At 27.9% G+C, this 17542-nt stretch carries 20 protein-coding genes and 1 tRNA gene; 15 read left to right on the forward strand and 6 right to left on the reverse strand.

Going from position 1 to position 17542, the window contains the following annotated elements; all coding sequences use genetic code 11:
• The first annotated feature begins 10 nt into the window (after positions 1-10).
• From def to CMOL_RS06810, 8 genes are read left to right on the forward strand one after another with little or no spacing between them, the layout of a single operon-like run.
• Positions 11-538 carry a peptide deformylase gene (gene def, locus CMOL_RS06775; protein WP_239820197.1) on the forward strand — a complete coding sequence of 176 codons (528 nt, stop codon included), beginning with the start codon at positions 11-13 and terminating at the stop codon, positions 536-538.
• The gene (locus CMOL_RS06780) at positions 535-2040 is read left to right on the forward strand and encodes a YifB family Mg chelatase-like AAA ATPase (protein WP_239820198.1); all 1506 of its coding nucleotides are present in this window, start codon (positions 535-537) and stop codon (positions 2038-2040) included. The genes def and CMOL_RS06780 overlap by 4 nt, the downstream gene beginning before the upstream one ends.
• 2 nt (positions 2041-2042) lie before the next feature.
• Positions 2043-2741, forward strand: a complete 699-nt coding sequence (locus CMOL_RS06785) for an NYN domain-containing protein (RefSeq protein WP_200279685.1) — start codon at positions 2043-2045, stop codon at positions 2739-2741.
• A complete protein-coding gene (locus tag CMOL_RS06790; protein WP_239820199.1) occupies positions 2725-4080 on the forward strand; it encodes an NAD(P)H-hydrate dehydratase in 1356 nt (451 codons plus the stop codon). Before CMOL_RS06785 ends, CMOL_RS06790 begins: the two co-directional genes overlap by 17 nt.
• Entirely contained in the window at positions 4071-4640 is a 570-nt protein-coding gene (gene purN / locus CMOL_RS06795) for a phosphoribosylglycinamide formyltransferase (protein ID WP_239820200.1), read from the forward strand. The genes CMOL_RS06790 and purN overlap by 10 nt, the downstream gene beginning before the upstream one ends.
• Positions 4641-4652: 12 nt before the next feature.
• Positions 4653-5372, forward strand: coding sequence for a TerC family protein (locus CMOL_RS06800; protein WP_239820201.1), 720 nt, complete (start codon positions 4653-4655; stop codon positions 5370-5372).
• Complete coding sequence (locus CMOL_RS06805; RefSeq protein WP_239820202.1) at positions 5365-5574, forward strand: alkylphosphonate utilization protein; 210 nt, start codon at positions 5365-5367, stop codon at positions 5572-5574. The genes CMOL_RS06800 and CMOL_RS06805 overlap by 8 nt, the downstream gene beginning before the upstream one ends.
• Positions 5575-5582: 8 nt before the next feature.
• Positions 5583-6767, forward strand: a complete 1185-nt coding sequence (locus CMOL_RS06810; RefSeq protein WP_239820203.1) for a metallophosphoesterase family protein — start codon at positions 5583-5585, stop codon at positions 6765-6767.
• On the opposite strand, the gene CMOL_RS06815 is transcribed toward CMOL_RS06810, so the two are convergent.
• Positions 6768-8135: a hemolysin family protein gene (locus CMOL_RS06815; RefSeq protein WP_200279702.1), complete on the reverse strand. Its 1368-nt coding sequence runs from the start codon at positions 8133-8135 to the stop codon at positions 6768-6770. It abuts the gene before it with no gap.
• A 63-nt stretch (positions 8136-8198) separates the two neighbouring features.
• Positions 8199-9701, reverse strand: coding sequence for a putative transporter (locus CMOL_RS06820; RefSeq protein ID WP_239820204.1), 1503 nt, complete (start codon positions 9699-9701; stop codon positions 8199-8201).
• 91 nt (positions 9702-9792) lie between these two features.
• Here CMOL_RS06820 and CMOL_RS06825 point away from each other — a divergent pair, with 91 nt between their 5' ends.
• On the forward strand, positions 9793-10998 hold the full coding sequence (locus CMOL_RS06825; protein WP_200279708.1) for a saccharopine dehydrogenase family protein: 1206 nt from the start codon (positions 9793-9795) through the stop codon (positions 10996-10998).
• Positions 10999-11010: 12 nt separating this feature from the next.
• Here CMOL_RS06825 and CMOL_RS06830 read toward each other — a convergent pair whose 3' ends face one another.
• Positions 11011-11700 (reverse strand): class I SAM-dependent methyltransferase, encoded by a 690-nt coding sequence (locus tag CMOL_RS06830; RefSeq protein WP_239820205.1) that lies wholly within the window; start codon positions 11698-11700, stop codon positions 11011-11013.
• Between the two features lie 351 nt (positions 11701-12051).
• On the opposite strand from CMOL_RS06830, the gene CMOL_RS06835 reads away from it, so the two are divergent.
• Complete coding sequence (locus tag CMOL_RS06835; RefSeq protein WP_239820206.1) at positions 12052-12210, forward strand: hypothetical protein; 159 nt, start codon at positions 12052-12054, stop codon at positions 12208-12210.
• A gap of 12 nt (positions 12211-12222) precedes the next feature.
• Here CMOL_RS06835 and sodB read toward each other — a convergent pair whose 3' ends face one another.
• Both sodB and CMOL_RS06845 read right to left on the reverse strand, forming a co-directional pair.
• Entirely contained in the window at positions 12223-12861 is a 639-nt protein-coding gene (gene sodB, locus CMOL_RS06840; RefSeq protein ID WP_239820207.1) for a superoxide dismutase, read from the reverse strand.
• 116 nt (positions 12862-12977) lie between these two features.
• Positions 12978-13052: transfer RNA gene (locus tag CMOL_RS06845), tRNA-Glu, on the reverse strand.
• Positions 13053-13181: 129 nt separating this feature from the next.
• Between CMOL_RS06845 and CMOL_RS06850 the strand changes: the two genes are divergently transcribed.
• The gene (locus CMOL_RS06850; protein WP_200279717.1) at positions 13182-13748 is read left to right on the forward strand and encodes a manganese efflux pump MntP; all 567 of its coding nucleotides are present in this window, start codon (positions 13182-13184) and stop codon (positions 13746-13748) included.
• On the opposite strand, the gene miaA is transcribed toward CMOL_RS06850, so the two are convergent.
• A complete protein-coding gene (miaA, locus tag CMOL_RS06855; RefSeq protein WP_239820208.1) occupies positions 13738-14601 on the reverse strand; it encodes a tRNA (adenosine(37)-N6)-dimethylallyltransferase MiaA in 864 nt (287 codons plus the stop codon). The genes CMOL_RS06850 and miaA overlap by 11 nt on opposite strands.
• 70 nt (positions 14602-14671) lie before the next feature.
• On the opposite strand from miaA, the gene mqnP reads away from it, so the two are divergent.
• The 4 genes from mqnP to moaA are packed head-to-tail and all read left to right on the forward strand — an operon-like array spanning position 14672 to position 17540.
• Complete coding sequence (gene mqnP, locus CMOL_RS06860) at positions 14672-15556, forward strand: menaquinone biosynthesis prenyltransferase MqnP (RefSeq protein ID WP_200279723.1); 885 nt, start codon at positions 14672-14674, stop codon at positions 15554-15556.
• Positions 15547-16047, forward strand: coding sequence for a hypothetical protein (locus tag CMOL_RS06865; protein ID WP_200279726.1), 501 nt, complete (start codon positions 15547-15549; stop codon positions 16045-16047). Before mqnP ends, CMOL_RS06865 begins: the two co-directional genes overlap by 10 nt.
• On the forward strand, positions 16044-16562 hold the full coding sequence (locus tag CMOL_RS06870) for a DUF6115 domain-containing protein (protein ID WP_239820209.1): 519 nt from the start codon (positions 16044-16046) through the stop codon (positions 16560-16562). The genes CMOL_RS06865 and CMOL_RS06870 overlap by 4 nt, the downstream gene beginning before the upstream one ends.
• Positions 16563-16577: 15 nt before the next feature.
• Positions 16578-17540 carry a GTP 3',8-cyclase MoaA gene (gene moaA, locus CMOL_RS06875; protein ID WP_239820210.1) on the forward strand — a complete coding sequence of 321 codons (963 nt, stop codon included), beginning with the start codon at positions 16578-16580 and terminating at the stop codon, positions 17538-17540.
• Positions 17541-17542 lie beyond the last annotated feature (2 nt).

Below are 17542 nucleotides of genomic sequence, written 5' to 3' on the forward strand. Positions count from 1 at the left end.
ATAGCATTTTATGGTTAGAAAGATTATTACTTATCCTAATCCGAGATTATTTTTAAAATCAGAACCTGTTATAGAATTTGATTCAAATTTACATCATTTGCTTGATGATATGTATGAAACAATGATTGCAAGTCAAGGAGTAGGTTTAGCTGCCATACAGGTTGATATCCCCTTAAGAGTCTTATTGGTTAATATTCTAGATGAAAACGGAGAGCAAAAAAAAGAAGATTTGCTTGAAATCATTAATCCTGAGATTATACCTTTAAGCGAAGAAACAATTGTCTATACTGAGGGTTGCTTGAGTATTCCTGATTTTTTTGAAGAAGTACGGCGCTATAATCATATTTTGTTAAAATATCAAGATCGTTTTGGAGAACACAAAGAATTAGAAGCTAAAGATTTCTTAGCTGTAGCCATTCAGCATGAAAATGATCATTTAAATGGTCATTTATTTATAGAAAAAATTTCTTTTTTAAAAAGACAAAAATTTGATAAAGATTTTAAAAAGAAATTGAAAAATCAAAAAAAAATTAAATGAAAAAATTAAAATGCATCAGTTATGATGAAAATTTAGATATTATTGATGTAGAATCAACCTTTACAAGAGGTTTGCCTAATTTAAGTATAGTAGGACTTGCAAATACAGCGATAAAAGAAAGCATTGAACGTATAAAAGCGACACTTTTAAGTTGCGATTTTGTATTTCCAGCTAAGAAAATTACTATCAATTTAAGCCCATCAGGAATTCCCAAAAAAGGATCGCATTTTGATTTAGCTATTGCTATACTTATTTTACTTCAAAATGAAGAATTAGATGATTTCTTTGTAGTAGGAGAATTAGGACTTGATGGAAGTATAAAAAGTACAAATGAACTTTTTTCTCTCCTTTTATTTTTATCTGCTAAAGTAAATCATGCTAAAGTTGTTGTCCCAAAAAACATAGCTTTAAAAGCGTCTATGATTCCTAATTTAGAGATTTATGGACTTGAAAATTTGAACGAGGCAATTGAATTTTTTAAAGAAAAGAATTATGAAAAATTTAAATTTTTACAAAATCATCCCTTATTTAACAATCCTTTAAAAATCAATGGTGAAATTTTTATCTCTAATAATCAGTTTGATTTAGATTTTAAAGACGTAAAAGGGCAAGAGAAGGCTAAAAAAGCTTGTATGATTGCTGCACTTGGAATGCATAATATACTTTTTGAGGGGAGTCCTGGGAGTGGAAAAAGTATGTGTGCAAAACGCTTAGTTTATATTATGCCTCCTCAAAGCTTAAGTGAAGTGTTAATACAAAATGCTTATATGTCTTTAAATTCTAAAGAATGTGAATTCGCTAAAACAAGGGCTTTTCGTCATCCGCATCACACCTCTACTAGAGCCAGTATTTTTGGAGGGGGTGCTAAAAATGCTAAAATTGGAGAAGTAGCGCTTGCAAATGGAGGGGTTTTATTTTTTGATGAATTTCCGCATTTTAATAAACAAATCATAGAAAGTCTAAGAGAGCCTTTAGAGGATTATAAAATTCATATTTCAAGAGTAAATTCTAAGACTACTTATGAAACAAAATTTAGTTTTGTTGCAGCACAAAATCCTTGCCCTTGTGCTAATTTATTTTCGAAAAATTTATCTTGCACTTGCACAGATAATGAAATTAAAAAATACAAAAACCATATTTCATCTGCTGTGATGGATCGTATTGATTTGTATGTTGCTATGGATGAAATTAGCAAAGATGATAAAGCAAGTATAACTTCTAAAGAAATGAGTGAAAAAATTTTGCAAGGTTTTATTTTTGGAAAAAAACGAGGACAAAAAGAATTTAATGGAAAATTAAAGGATGAAGATTTGCAAAATTTTTGCCCCTTGGAAAAAGATGCTAAAGAAACACTTGATTTAGCAATTTCTCGCTATAACCTTTCTTTAAGATCTATTAATAAAGTTTTAAAAGTTTCAAGAAGTATAGCAGATTTGCAGGAAAAAGAAATTATTAATAAAAGTCATATTTTAGAAACTTTAAGCTTCAGAATAAGAGGTTAATGATGGAAAATAAAAGCATAGCTATTTTTATTGATGCGGAAAATATTCCTGCAAAATATGCTCAAAGTATTTTTGATATTGCTTCAGATTATGGAGAGATTATTATCAAGCGAATTTATGGAGATTGGACCCAAAAAAGTATCCAAAATTGGAAAGAGCAAATTGCGCAATATTCGCTCATTGCTATGCAACAATTTAATTTTGCAGCCAATAAAAATTCTAGTGATATGTATTTGATTACAGAAATCATGAGTATATTTTATGAGAAAAATATTGATATTTTTGTAATTGTTTCAAGTGATAGTGATTATACTTCACTCATTCAAAAACTTAGAGAAAATAAAAAGCAAGTTATTGGAATGGGGCTTGAAAAATCAATTCAATCTTATGTGAATGCCTTTAGCGAATTCTTTTATCTAGATCAAAATGAAAATAAGAAAAAAACTGTTTTAAGCAGTGATTATTTAAGGACTTTAGTCAATATAACAGAACAACTTATTGATGAAAAAGGTCGTGCAGAATATGCTCAAATTCGCACCAATATGAATAGAAAATATTCTGATTTTAATCCTCAAAATTATGGATTTAAAAATTTTCGTGCTTTGATACAAAAATTTTTATCCAAGATGAAAAAATTTAAAGAAAAAAGAGAAAAAAATATTTATTTTTTAGTGGCCAAAGACGATGAAAGCTATTACTGATAATATACGACTTTTAGAACAAAATGCTATAAATAAAGGCTTAAGCGAAACTATTTTAATGGAAAACGCTGGCGCGGCTTTAGCAAGGTTTGTTTCACAAAAAGCTAAAAAATTAAGGGTTAAAAATTCTGAAATTTTATTTTTATTAGGTGGTGGTAATAATGCAGCAGATGGGCTTGTTGCTATAAGACATCTTAAAAAAGTTAAAGCTTATAAATTGGGTCTTAGGGAAAATGATACATTTAAACATCAAGAGCAAATTTTAATCAATTTTGGCTTTAAGATGATAAAAAAAGAACCTAAAATTCATAAATTTAAAATTATTGTTGATTGTATTTTAGGTACAGGTTCTAATAGGGCTTTAGATGAAAAGTATTGTTTATTGTTGGAAAAAATCAATAAAAGTAAAGCTTTAAAAATAGCTTGCGATATTCCTACAAATTTAAATTTTAATCCTTGTTTTAAAGCTGATATTACAGTTTGTATGGGTGCTCTAAAAGAAATTTTATTAGAAGATTTTACTAAAGAATTTGTAGGGAAAATAAAACTTTTAAATTTGGGTGTAAATATGAAAAAATTTGCCCCTAGTCAATGCAATCTTTTGGAAAAAAAAGATCTAAAAACGATCAAAAGAAATGTAAATTCTAACAAAGGCAAATTTGGTCATGTTTATATAGTTGGAAATTCAAGTGCAGGAACTTTATCAGGACTTGGAGCGCTTAATTTTGGGAGCGGACTTGTATCTTTAGTTGCTAAAAAAACTTTCTCTCCTCTTTTAATGCTAAAGCGAAAAATTTCAAAAGAAGCCACAGCTATAGCTTTGGGTATGGGGCTTGAAAATTTAGATTTTTTAAAAGATGAAATATTGCAAAATATTCCTTTGGTATTAGATGCCAATTGTTTTTTAAGCGAAGCAATTTTGTGGTATTTAAATAGAGAAGATGTTGTAATTACTCCACATCCTAAAGAATTTACAAGACTTTGGAAAATGTGCTTTGATGAAGAGTTGAGTGTGGAAAATTTACAGAAAAATCGTTTCTTTTATGCCAAAAAATTTGCTAAAAATTATAATTGTGTTTTAGTTCTTAAAGGGGTAAATCCTATTGTAATACAAAAAGAAAAAATATTTGTAATTAATCTAGGCAATGAAGCTTTGGCAAAAGGTGGAAGTGGGGATGTTTTAAGTGGAATGATAGCTACACTTTTAGGGGCTAAATTTAAAGCTTTAAAGGCGGCTAAAAATGCTTGTTTAGCCCATGCTTTAGTTGCTAAAAAATATAAATTTAACAAAAATAGCTTTGATGCAATTAAACTTATAAAAGGATTAAAATGCTTGTAAAATTAGCAATTCTTTTTAGCGGAAACGGAAGTAATTTAGAAAATATTTTAGAAAAACTTCACCAAAAAACCATAAGAGGTAATACTTATGAAGTAGTACTTTGTCTTTGTAATAAAAAAAATGCCTTTGGTATACAAAGAGCTAAAAAATATGGACTTGAAAGTGTGATTGTTGAACATGAAAATTTTTCTTCTAGAGAAGAATTTGATCAAGTTTTGGTAGAAAAAATTCAGCAAAGTGGAGCAGATTTGACAATATTAGCTGGATTTATGAGAATTTTAAGTCCTATTTTTACAAAAAATATTAAAGCAATTAATCTTCACCCTTCCTTACTCCCACTTTTTAAAGGAGCTCATGCCATAAAGGAGAGTTTTAAGAGTGACATGAAGGTAGCTGGAGTGAGTGTGCATTGGGTTAATGAAGAACTTGATGGTGGAAAAATCATTTCACAAAAAGCTTTTGAAAAAGAAGAAATGAATTTTAGTGAATTTGAAAAAAAAATTCATGATTTAGAGTATGAGATTTTACCTGATAGCGTGATAAAAATATTTGAATCTTAATAAGGAAAAATAATGTTTGAATGGATTTTTAACTTTGATTCTTGGATTGTTTTGATTACCTTAACAGCGCTTGAAATTGTGCTTGGGATCGATAATATCATTTTTTTAGCTATTTTGGTAGCTAAATTACCTCCAAAATCTCGGGATAAAGGTCGTATTTTAGGTCTTGCTTTTGCAATGATAACAAGAATTTTACTTCTTTTATCGCTTTTTTGGGTTATGAAACTTACAAAACCTTTATTTGATATCGTGGGTAATGAAATTTCTGGTAGAGATTTGGTACTTTTATTTGGCGGACTTTTTTTGATTGTAAAATCAATGAAAGAAATTAAAGATCAAATTCTACATAAAGAAGAAAATGAAAGTCAATTTAAGGCAAGCAATAAATTATGGGTAGTTATAGCTGAAATAGCAGTTATAGATATAGTATTTTCTTTAGATAGCGTAATTACAGCTGTAGGAATTGCTAAAGATGTTACGATTATGATTATAGCAGTAATTTTTGCCGTAGGGGTAATGCTTTTTGCTTCTAAACCCATTGCTAATTTTGTTGAAAAATATGCTAGTATAAAAATTTTAGCACTTACATTTTTAGTATTAATCGGGGGTGTGTTAGTAGCTGAAGGTTTTGATATACATATAAATAAAGCTTATGTTTATGTTGCCATGATTTTTGCTTTAATTGTGCAAATGTTAAATATTTTAGATCAAAGAAAGGAAAAAAATGCCTAAAGATGTTAATGGAGTTGAATTAAATTCAGGAGATAATGTAAGTGTGATTAAAAATCTTAAAGTAAAAGGGGCTAGTACTACTTTAAAAAGAGGAACAACAATAAAAAATATTAAATTAAGCTCAAAAGATAATGAAATTGAAGCAAAAGTAGATAAATTTGGAACCATTGTTCTTAAAACAGAATTTTTAAAGAAGATTTAGGTAAAAAATTGCGAATTTTGCTCATACTGCGAGGAAATTATTATGCAGGACAAGAAGAATTTATCATTGAAAATCAATTGCAAGATTTTACACTCGATTTGAATTTTTTTCGCTCTCTTTCTGGAAGTGTGAAAGAAATTCCGAGTGAATATAGAAATTTAAACACTAAAGATGATACTCAACTTTATAAAATTTTATTCACTCTTTTAGAATTACGTATGCAAAAAGGTGAATTTTGTGTTGTTAATACATATGATCAAATCTTAAAAAACTATAAAGAATTAGCAAATAAGTATCGTTACTCAATTTATATTGTAGAATTTAAAAGTTCTTTAGAGCAATGCTTTAAAAAAAATATACAAAAAGCTAAAGAAAAAGGCTTTTTAATTCCTTATGATCTTTTAGAGAGAATGCATTTTTTACTAGAGAAAATTCCTAAAAAGTATCCAATTTTAGCTCCAGATAATTGGAGGGAATGTCTTTATAAGGTTCCTAATTTAAGCAATTATAAAAAAATTCATCATATAGGAGATATCCAAGGATGCTATAGCGTTTTAAGAGAATATATTAAAAAGATTAAGGAAGATGAGTATTATATTTTCTTAGGAGATTATATCAATAGAGGCATAGAAAATGGTAAGGTTTTAAAATTTTTATTAAAAATTTGTGAAAAAGAAAATGTGTGTTTACTAGAAGGAAATCATGAAAAATATCTTATAAATTGGGCAAATGGAGAATTTGCCAATTCCAAGGAATTTAATGAAAATACATTAAAAGATTTTAGAAAAGAAAAACTCACTCCAAATGATGCACAGAAATTTTATCCTTATTTAAAAGAATGTTTGTACTATAAATTCGAAGATAAATTAATTTTTTGTTCTCATGGGGGTGTGGATGTTTTACCTTCTAATCCTTCTCAGATTAGCTTTATGCCAAGTTATGATTTTATTTATGGAGTTGGACATTATGAAAATAGTCAAAGCATCGCTAATCAGTTTTGCAATTTAAATAAAGAAAATATTTATCAAATTTTCGGACACAGAAACAGAGAAAAACTACCAACTCAAATTGCAAAGCGTGTTTTTTTATGTGAAGGAAAAATTGATGCTGGGGGATATTTGCGTGTTGTAACCTTAAATAAGCAAGGATTTAAATGCATAGAAATAAAAAATAATATTTACAAGAAGAAATAGTTAATCTATCTCTTCTTCATTGCCAGTTTTTTTTACAATTTTAACTCGTTCTATGGAATTGCCATCCATTTTTTTAACTTCATAATAGCACAATTCATCCTCAATACGATCACCTACTACCGGTAAACGACCTAATAAATTAAAAACATAACCCCCTATAGTTACTTGTTCAAGATCTTCATCGTAGCTAATTAAAAGCATCTCTTCAACCGTTTCTATATCACAACGTCCTTGAAATTCATAAATATTTTCAGCGAGTTTTTTATAGCTATCTTCTTCATTTTCGTTTTTAATTTCACCAATAATTTCTTCCATAATATCTTCTACGGTTAAAATTCCAGCAGTGCCACCATATTCATCAACAACAAGTGCAGTATGGGATCTTTCTTTATTCATTCTTACTAAAACTTTTGAAATACTGATGTTTTCAGGAACTAAAATAAGAGGTTTAACAAAAGAGTCTAAATTTTTATCTTTAGAATTAAGTTCATTTTGAACTATATCACGTATATGAATCATCCCTAAAATACTATCTTTAGAACCATCTATATAAGGAAAACGTGTGTGTTTATGATCACAAATAATTTGCATATTTTCTTCATAAGTTTTTTGCTTATTTAAACAAATCATATCTTTACGTGGTGTCATAATTTCTTTTGCAACTGTATCTGAAAAATCAACTGCATTGCGGATAATTTCAGTTTCAAATTCGTCTAAAATACCGCCTTTTTGACTTTCGCTTGCAATGATTTTAATTTCTTCTTCGCTATGGGTTAATTCACTTTCTTTAGCAGGTTTAATTCCAAAAATTTTTAAATTAATTGCCGCTAGAAAATCAAAAATTTTAATAAAAGGCAAAAACAATATCCAAAACCAATTTAGAGGTCTGGCTATCCAAAGTACTGCTTTATCAGCTATAGCTATAGCTATAGATTTTGGCACAAGCTCTCCTAAAACCACATGCAAGAGAGTGATAATGCTAAAAGCAATAATAAAAGAAATAGTATGGATAAAAACAGCATTAAAACCTAGTTTTAATAAAGCAGATTCAAGCATTTTTGCAATTGCTGGTTCACCGATCCAACCTAAAGCAAGGGAACTTAAAGTTATACCTAATTGACAAGCGCTAAGATAAGTATCAAGTTTAGAAGTAACTTCTAATGCCTTTTTGGCACCTGGTTTTTTTTCTTTAATCATTTCTTCGATTTTTGTTCGTCTTACTTTTACAATACTAAATTCAGATAAAACAAAAAATCCATTTAAAAGCACTAAAAATAATGCAACAAAAACCATAAATATAGAATATCCTAAATCAAAAGATGAAGAAGGTAAAGTTTGATTTAAATCAAAAACCTGACTGGGGTCCAATGAAACTCCTTATAAATTAAAATAAAATATTTAATTATACACAATTAAAAGTAAATTTTTTGCTTAATTTTTTATTTTATAATCTATACTGATTTGAAATTCTTTTAAACGTTTATAAATACTTCTAAGTTGGGTAATAGTTGTCCAATTTGTAATAAAAACACTAAAAGAACTTCTTACCTGATCAAACGCATTATTTATCTGCATTACAATTCCAAGTGTTATAATACCTCCAAAAAGACTTGGAGCCATGATTAAAAAAGGAATAATAACAATGATTTGCTCAAATAAAATTAGCCAAATATTAAAATAACCATAATGTAAAAAAAGCCTTTTGTAATTAAATTTAAGTCCAGTAAAAAGTTCTATTATGGTTTCGTTTTTTGCAAATTCTTTTCGATTATCTTCTGCATAAACCAATTCTTTTCTAAAAGCTGCTTCTGATTTTTGATTGTTATATTCTAAGCCTGGAAGTTTAATCCCTACAAACCAAGAGGCTATCAAGCCACCTAAAGAAATAAAAAGAGCAACATAAACGAGCAAGCCATCTATATTTTTTAAAAAATATAAACTTGAATTTTCATTTAAATTGAAAAATAATGCTTTAGTAGCTAAATCGCTTAAATTCCATAAAATAGGAATAAAAGCCACAAGAGTCATCAAGGCTTTTACAAATGAAAGTCCAAGGCTTTCTACAATTTTGGAAAAATTATAAACATCTTCTTGAATTCTTTGAGAACTTCCTTCGATATTATCATCTTTATTTTTCCAAAATTTTAAATAAGAAAAAGTCATAGCTTCTCGCCATTTAAAAGCATAAATACTCGCGAAATAAATATTGATTGTTGCAATAATAACATAAGGGATAGCAATTCCTAAAAAAACAAAAATGAGTGAATAAAAATCTTGCAAATCATAGAAAGGTTTCTCAAGTATTGCGGGTGTATAAAGAAAATGTTGCAATAGGGTTTGATAATAATAAATTGCCAATTTATTAATAAAATTCGCATTTTCAAAAGAATTTTGAGCCTGTTCGTTAGCTTTGATAATGCTTTGTACCACTGAATTAATTTGATCTAGAGATAAATTTTGTTTTAAAATATTTTTATCTTTAATTTCTTGAGAAATTCGAGTTGAATTTTGTTCTTTATAGGATTTTTGATCTTTTAAAATTGTAATAATTTGCTTAAAAATATCTTTGTCAATATAGGATGAATTTTGCATAGCCTCAATATCTTGTCTTTGTTTGTTTTCATTTTGAATTTCTTGAATTTTTTTAGCTTTAGCTTTTTCATATATAAGACTTTGATTATAATCTTTAGAGTTAATATGAAGTTCTCTAAGTAAAGAAGGTGTGATTTTAAAATTTTGTTTAAATTTTGCTTCGTCAAAATTTAAAATAATAGCATTAATTTTTGGTTTTTGTATAGCATTATAAAAGTCATTATACCAAGAATTAAGCGCTACATTAAAACTTGTTTGAAGATATAAAAAAAGCAAAAGCAAAAAGAGTCCTAAATAAGCCCATAAAGCCCATTTTTTAGAAGCAAAAAAAGAACGAAACATTAATCCCCTTATTTAATTATATTTTGATATTCTACTTTAGCAAGGTAAAAAATGATATAATACGGCATTTAGCTTATTAAAGGAATAAATAATGAAAAATCTTTTAATCATAGGTGCAGGAGGAGTTAGCCGCGTAGCTACCGTAAAATGTGCGATGAATTCTGATACTTTTTCTAAAATCACTTTAGCTAGTAGAACTAAAAGCAAATGTGACGAAATTGCCACTTTTATTAAAGAACGTTTAGGAGTGCACATTGAAACTGCTCATATTGATGCTGATGATAGTAATGCAGTTGTAGAGCTTATTAAAAAAACTGGGGCGCAAATTTTACTTAATGTTGCTCTACCTTATCAAGATTTAAGTTTAATGGATGCTTGTATAAAAGCAGGAATTCATTATATAGATACGGCAAACTACGAACATCCTGATTTGGCCAAATTTGAGTATAAAGAACAATGGGCAAGAAATGAAAAATTTAAAGAAGTTGGAATTTTAGGACTATTAGGAAGTGGATTTGATCCTGGAGTTACCAATGTTTTTTGTGCTTATGCGCAACAAAATTTGTTTGATGAAATTCATTATATTGATATTTTAGATTGTAATGCAGGTGATCATGGTTATGCTTTTGCAACTAATTTTAATCCCGAAATTAATCTACGTGAGGTATCAGCTAAAGGGCGTTATTGGGAAAATGGACAATGGATAGAAACAGAGCCTATGCAAATAAAAATGGAGTGGGATTATCCAGAAATTGGGGTTAAAGATAGTTATTTGCTTTATCATGAAGAACTTGAAAGTTTGGTTAAAAATATTAAAGGGCTTAAAAGAATTCGATTTTTTATGACCTTTGGCCAAAGTTATCTTACTCATATGAAATGTCTTGAAAACGTTGGAATGCTTGGAATTAAACCTATAATGCATCAAGGAAAAGAAATTATTCCTATAGAATTTTTAAAGACTTTATTGCCAGATCCTGCAAGCTTGGGACCAAGAACTAAAGGTTATACAAATATAGGTTGTGTAATACGTGGAATAAAAGATGGCAAAGATAAGCAAATTTATATTTATAATGTTTGTAATCATGAAGAATGTTATAAAGAAACTGGCGCACAAGCTGTAAGTTATACTACAGGAGTTCCAGCAATGATAGGGACTAAACTCATTGCTAAAGGAATTTGGCAAGGTAAAGGCGTGTTTAATATGGAAGAATTTGATGCTAAGCCTTTCATGGATGAGCTTAATTCTAGTGGGCTTCCTTGGAAAATTATCGAAATGACGCCAAGTTTAGGAGAGTAAGTGTAAAATCACTTACTTTTGTCCTATATAAATGAAATGTTGAACACTTCCTTCAAAATTGTAAAGATTGATAAGTTCATAATCACCCCAAAATAAAGGTTTAAAAGGCTTAAAGTCTTCTTTTAATTCTTCAATATCTTTAGTGAAGCGAATAAAAGAAGATCCACTTAATCTACCACTTGGACATTCTTTGACTTCACATAGGCCATTTTCCATAATTTCTCCTCTTTCATACATACTATAACCTTTATCGCTCATCATAGTTGCAAAGATGATAGCACCTTCATTGCAAATATCATACAATTCTTGAACAGTTTGTTTAAAGCTTTCAAAAGGAAGATAATAAAGACTTTGATTGGCTAAAATTAAATCCATTTTTACATTAAAAAGATTTTTTATGCTTGAATTAGGGGTAATAACATGAAAATTATTAGAGTTTAATTTAGGATCTCTTTCCCAAATTTCTTTTAAACTAGGAACTATATCTAAGCCATAAGCCTTATACCCCCCCCCAGTAATATCTTGAAGATATTTAGAATGCACACCATTACCACAACCAAAATCTAGTAAATTTCCACTTGTTTTATTGAGTTTGTATTTTAAAATTCTTTCGTAAAATCTTATAACATGACCATCAGGATATTGTAATCCATAACCCTCTTTTTCATATTTTTGAGTATAAGCAGATAAAGAATTATCCATAATTTTTCCTTTATATTTAAATGTAAAGTTTAATATTATACAAATAAAATAAAAATTATAACCTTAAAATAAAGATGCTAGCAAATAAATATTTTTGATTTAGGCTTTAATATTTTTAAAAAATTAGAAATTTCAATTTCATCTTGAGTCATTTTTTATCTTTAATCTATTATTGTAGATTTTTAAGTATATTTTAGTATTATTTTTTTAGGTTGCGGAGAAAAACCTCCTATTTAAATTGAAACTTTTGAACAATATAATCCATATCTTTCATTCAAAATCAAAATTTTTAAAAATTACTTATTTGGTGGATTCTGTGAAAATCACTGATATAATTCCTAATCATGAAAAATGCAAAGTTTAGGTATCTTAGATGAAGGTAAATTTAAAATTGATAAAGTATTCAAATATGGAAAATTTGGGACTATAAGTGGATGCGCTAAATTGTTAGAAATTATAAGAAAAACAGATAAAGAGAATAGAATTTTAAATTTTAATTATTCCGCATAAAGCGGAATAAAATTATTTTACCGGATGAAGTTCGTTAGTGTAAAAGCTAATAGAATTAATTCCTTCTTTTAGAGCCCATTCATAAGCTTTTGATACAAAATCCCAATTAATATGAGCATAGAATTTTTCTAAATAAGCAGGACGGGCATTGCGATGATCAACGTAATAAGCATGTTCCCAAACATCTACTACAAGTAAAGGAATTTTATCTTCAGTGATAGGAGTAGCAGCATTTGAAGTCGCAACTAATTCTAGTTTTTGATTTTTGCTATTATAAACAAGCCAAAACCATCCAGATCCAAAAAGACCAGTAGCACCTTTAATAAATTCAGCTTTAAAATTATCTAAAGAACCAAATTCTTTTTCTAAGGCTGCTTTTAAATCCCCTTTTGCCTCACAGGCATTAGGAGTAATGCAATCAAAATAAAAATCATGATTATAAACTTGAGCTGCATTATTAAAAATTCCACCATTTGATGATTTGATAATACTTACAAGATCTTTGTTGGCAAATTCAGTTTCTTTTATAAGATTATTTAAATTGGTTACATAAGTATTATGATGTTTCCCATAATGATAATTAAACGTCTCAGCACTTAAAAAATCGCCAAAAGCATTGATATCATAAGGTAGTTTTCTTAATTCAAACATATTTTCTCCTTTTTTATTTTTGGTGAAAAATTGTAGCATAAAAAATCATAAAATAAAGTAATTTAATAAACTTTTATGAAAAATATTTTTTAGATTGATTTTTGAAAGATTTATAGTGGTGACCCATACGAGACTCGAACTCGTGTTACCGCCGTGAAAGGGCGATGTCCTAACCGCTAGACGAATGGGCCTTTTTTTGTATTTTAAAAATTAATAAAGCGAAATTATATATTTTTAATTCTTAAATATTCATTAAAATTATTTTTTATATGAAAAAATTAATATTTTTTGATTATAATTTCATTTTTTTTGGAGTTTTTATGGATTATTTGAGTCTTATTTTACTCTCTTGTGCTTTAGCAATGGATGCTTTTGCAGTTTCTTTATGCAAAGGATTTAGTGTTAAGAGGTTAAATTTAAAACATTATTGTATTGTAGGTGCTTATTTTGGCGGTTTTCAAGCTTTAATGCCTGTTTTTGGTTATATTATTGGTTTAAGTTTTGCATCTTTTGTAGCAAGTATTGATCATTGGATAGCATTTATTTTGCTTGGCTTTATTGGAATAAAAATGATTAAAGAAGCATTTGAAAACGAAGATTGTGATATTAATGCTAATCAATTTAATTTTAAAATCATGTTTTCTTTAGCTATTGCAACCAGTATTGATGCTTTAGCGGTTGGAATTAGCTTTGCATTTTTAGAAACTCCCTTATTTATAGCAGTTTTATTTATTGGTTTTATTACTTTTGTATTTTGTATTTTAGCTTTAAAAATAGGTAATAAATTTGGAGTTTTCTTAAAAAATAAAGCTGAATTTTTAGGAGGAGCTGTTTTAATTATTTTGGGTGTGAAAATTTTAATCGAGCATTTATTTTTTAATGCATAAATTTTTGTTTTAAAAACTCGAAAGATTCATTAAAATTTAAAGATACACTTTGAAATTTTTTGTTAAAAGTTCTTTGTCGTTTGGCAAGTTGTGCAGTGTGTGTTGTGATTAAATTTTCAAGTTCATTAAGAGAAATTTTGCCATTTAAATATTCTTTGCATTCTTTTAGACCTATACAATTTAAAGCTTTAGTATCATGATGAAATTTAGAAAAAAGCTCTTTAGCTTCTTCTAAAAGACCATTTTTAAGCATTTTTTCAGTTCTTATTTTTATACGATCCCTTAACAAATTACGTTCCCAAATAATTTCATAAATTTCTATATTTTTTAAAATTCCTTGCTTACGAGTTTGTTTTAAAAAAATACTTGGAATTTCTTTTGTGATTTCATAGATACTTAACCATTTTCTCAAACGATAGGTGTCGTTTTTTTCTATTTTAAAATCAGGATCAATTTTGCATATTAAAGAGTAAATTTCATCATTACTTAGATCAGTTTTTATTTCTTCTATTTTTTGACTTAGACCATCTATCATAGTTTTTAAATAAAATCCAGTTCCACCTGTTATAATTAAAGGCAAATTCTTTAGCTTGGCAAATTCTTTAGCTTTTTGATACTCTTTAATAAATAAATCTACATTAAAATGTTCATTAACGCTGATTAAATTTATGCCAAAATAATGAAAATTTTCGAGTTCTTCTTTGGACGGTTTAGCACTTGCAATATTAATTTCTTTGTATACACAAAGACTATCAAGGCTTAAAATAACTGCATCAAAATTTTTGGCCAATAAATTAGCTAGATGAGTTTTTCCGCTCGCAGTTGTTCCAATAATAGCTATTTCAAAAAACATAACGATAAATTTATCCTAAAATTTATTAAAATTTGAGTAAAATCATAGCAAAAATTTTTAAAGCGGAAAAATGAATTTATTTTGGACAAAATTTAAAGATATTTTAGAACTCATTGTATTTAAGCATTCTATTTTTGCCTTACCTTTTTTATTTTCATCTATGATTGTAGGCTCAAAACTTGCAAATGATACAGCTTGGTTTGGTTTTAAGGCTTTAATTTTAGGTATTATTTGTGCTGTGAGTGCTAGAAATTTTGCCATGGCAAGCAATCGTTTAATGGATGAAGATATAGATAAAGATAATCCACGCTGTGCTAATCGCCCTAATATAAGTGGAAAAATTGGTAAAAAAAGTATTTGGTTATTTATTATTGTAAATGCTTTGATTTTTATACTTTGTTCTTATTTTATCAATACTTTGGCTTTTTATCTTTCTTTGCCAGTGCTTTTTATTTTAGCAATTTACTCTGCTTTTAAGCGTTTTAGCTCTTTAGTGCATTTGGTTTTAGGTTTTTGTTTAGGTTTGGCACCTATAGCTGGAAGTGTTATCGTGATGGGCAAAATTCATATTTATAGTGTTATTTTGTGTTTAAGTGTTACTTTTTGGACTGCTGGTTTTGATTTACTTTACTCTTTACAAGATATGGATTATGATAAAAAAACAGGACTTTTTTCAATTCCTGCACAATTTGGAGCTAAAGCAACTTTGTTAATTTCTGCCTTTTTTCATATTTTAGCGGTGTTATTTTGGTTGCTTTTTGTCTGGCAAGTTTGGGGTATAGCTTTAGGATATATTTCATTATTAGGTATATGTGTTTGTGCCGTGATTTTACTTTTTGAACATAAAATTGTTCGCAATAATTTTAATCATATTAATAAGGCATTTTTTACTTTAAATGGTTATTTGAGTATGATATTTTTTATTTTTATTTTGGTTGATTTATTATGGAATTAAAATTATTTAAAGCCGGATTTGAAGCTGAATTAGAAAGTTGCAAAATAGAAGATAATTATTTTTTGCAAGAATATCTTAAATTAGGAGCTATTTCACAACTTTCAAAATGGAAAAAAATGGCAACTCGTATCGATTTTAGCGATGGAGAAAAGATAATTTTTGATTTAATTTTAAGTTTAAAAGAAGATATTTTAAGAGTTGAAAGTGCTATAAATAAGAATGAAAAATTTATACCTTTAAAACAAAAAGCTATTGTAGAATCTTTAAATTTTGAACATCTTAATTTTTTAGAAAATATTTTAGAAATTGATAAAGAATATTATATAAGGTTTAGTCTTAATAATCAAAAAATGGCGCTTTTTGCAAAAGCTAAAAGTCAAACTTTAGCACAAATTATTAAGATTAAACCTGAAGATAAAACAGCATTTGATGCCTTTGTAGTTGAGGTACAAAGAGATATGATTAGGAATAAAAAGGAGCTAGAATTATGAGTAATGATGTAATTTATTTAGTTTTTGTATTTGTGCTTTTAGTTGCAATGTTAGCTTATATTAATATTAAAGAAAGAGAAAATAATACAAAGCTTGCAAAACTTCAAGGAGTGATCGAGGATATAACTAAGGAAATACATTATTTTCGTAAAGAGCTTGGAGTAAAAGAAGAAGGTGAAAATGATGAAGAAGACTACAAAATCACCCTTTTAAAGGAAGAAATGCAAATTGAACTTGAAAAACAAATCAGCGCTAAAATCACTCCTGTTTTAAGAACTCTTAAAACGATGGAGCATATTATAGAAGATTTTCAAAATGAACAACAAAATCGTCTTTTAAATTTAGAACAAAAAGCACAAAGTATGACCAAGCTTACTCCAAATTATGATACAGAAGAGCAAAAAATTATTGATCTGTTTAAAGAAGGAAAAACTATAGAGCAAATTGCCAAAGACTTAAGAATAGGAATTGGAAATGTCGAACTTGTTTTAAAATTTAAACAGCTTATAAAATGATATTTAGGGGTTTTAATGCTAATAGACCAATTTGGTAGAAAAATTAATTATCTTAGAATTTCAGTAACACAACGATGCAATTTTCGTTGTCTTTATTGTATGCCAAAAATTCCATTTAATCACCAACCAAAAGAAAATTTGTTGAGTTTTGAAGAACTTTTTTTATTTGTAAAAGCAGCCATTGATGAAGGAATTGAAAAAATTCGTATCACTGGAGGTGAACCTTTATTGCGTAAAGATTTAAGCATTTTTATTAAAATGATTCATGATTATAAAAAAGAGCTTGATTTGGCTATTACAACTAATGGATTTTTATTGAAAGATTTTGCTAAAGATCTTAAAAATGCAGGATTAAAACGCTTAAATGTTTCTCTAGATACTTTGGATGAAAAAAAGGCAAAAAAATTAGCACAAAAAGATGTTTTATCGAGTGTTTTAGCTGGAATTGAAGAGGCTTTAAATGTCGGATTAAAAGTTAAATTAAATACCGTTGCACTTAAAAATTTAAATGATAATGAGCTTATAGCTCTTTTAGAATTTGCTAAATCTAAAAATATGCAAATTCGTTTTATAGAATTTATGGAAAATACTCATGCCTATGGTAAGTTACAAGGTTTAAAAAGAGATGAAATCATTCAAATTTTAAGTCAAAAATATGACATAAAACTGATTAAAAAAGCAGAAAAAGCTCCAGTGAGTCTTTATAGCGCTAATGATTATGAATTTGGGATTATAGATCCACACAGTCATGAATTTTGTGATTCTTGTAATCGCATCCGTCTTAGTGCTGAAGGACATTTAATACCTTGTCTTTATTTTGATGAAGCTTTGAGCATCAAAGAAGCAATTAAAAAAGGCGATGTTAAAGCTGCTGTAGAAATTTTACAAGAAGTTTTACGTAATAAGCCTGAAAAAAATAAATGGAGTGTTGTAGATAATGAGACTTCAATGCGTGCCTTTTATCAAACTGGGGGTTAAAA

Origin of the sequence: Campylobacter sp. RM10537, from assembly GCF_022369435.1 — a bacterium.
Classification (GTDB): Bacteria; Campylobacterota; Campylobacteria; order Campylobacterales; family Campylobacteraceae; genus Campylobacter_D; species Campylobacter_D molothri.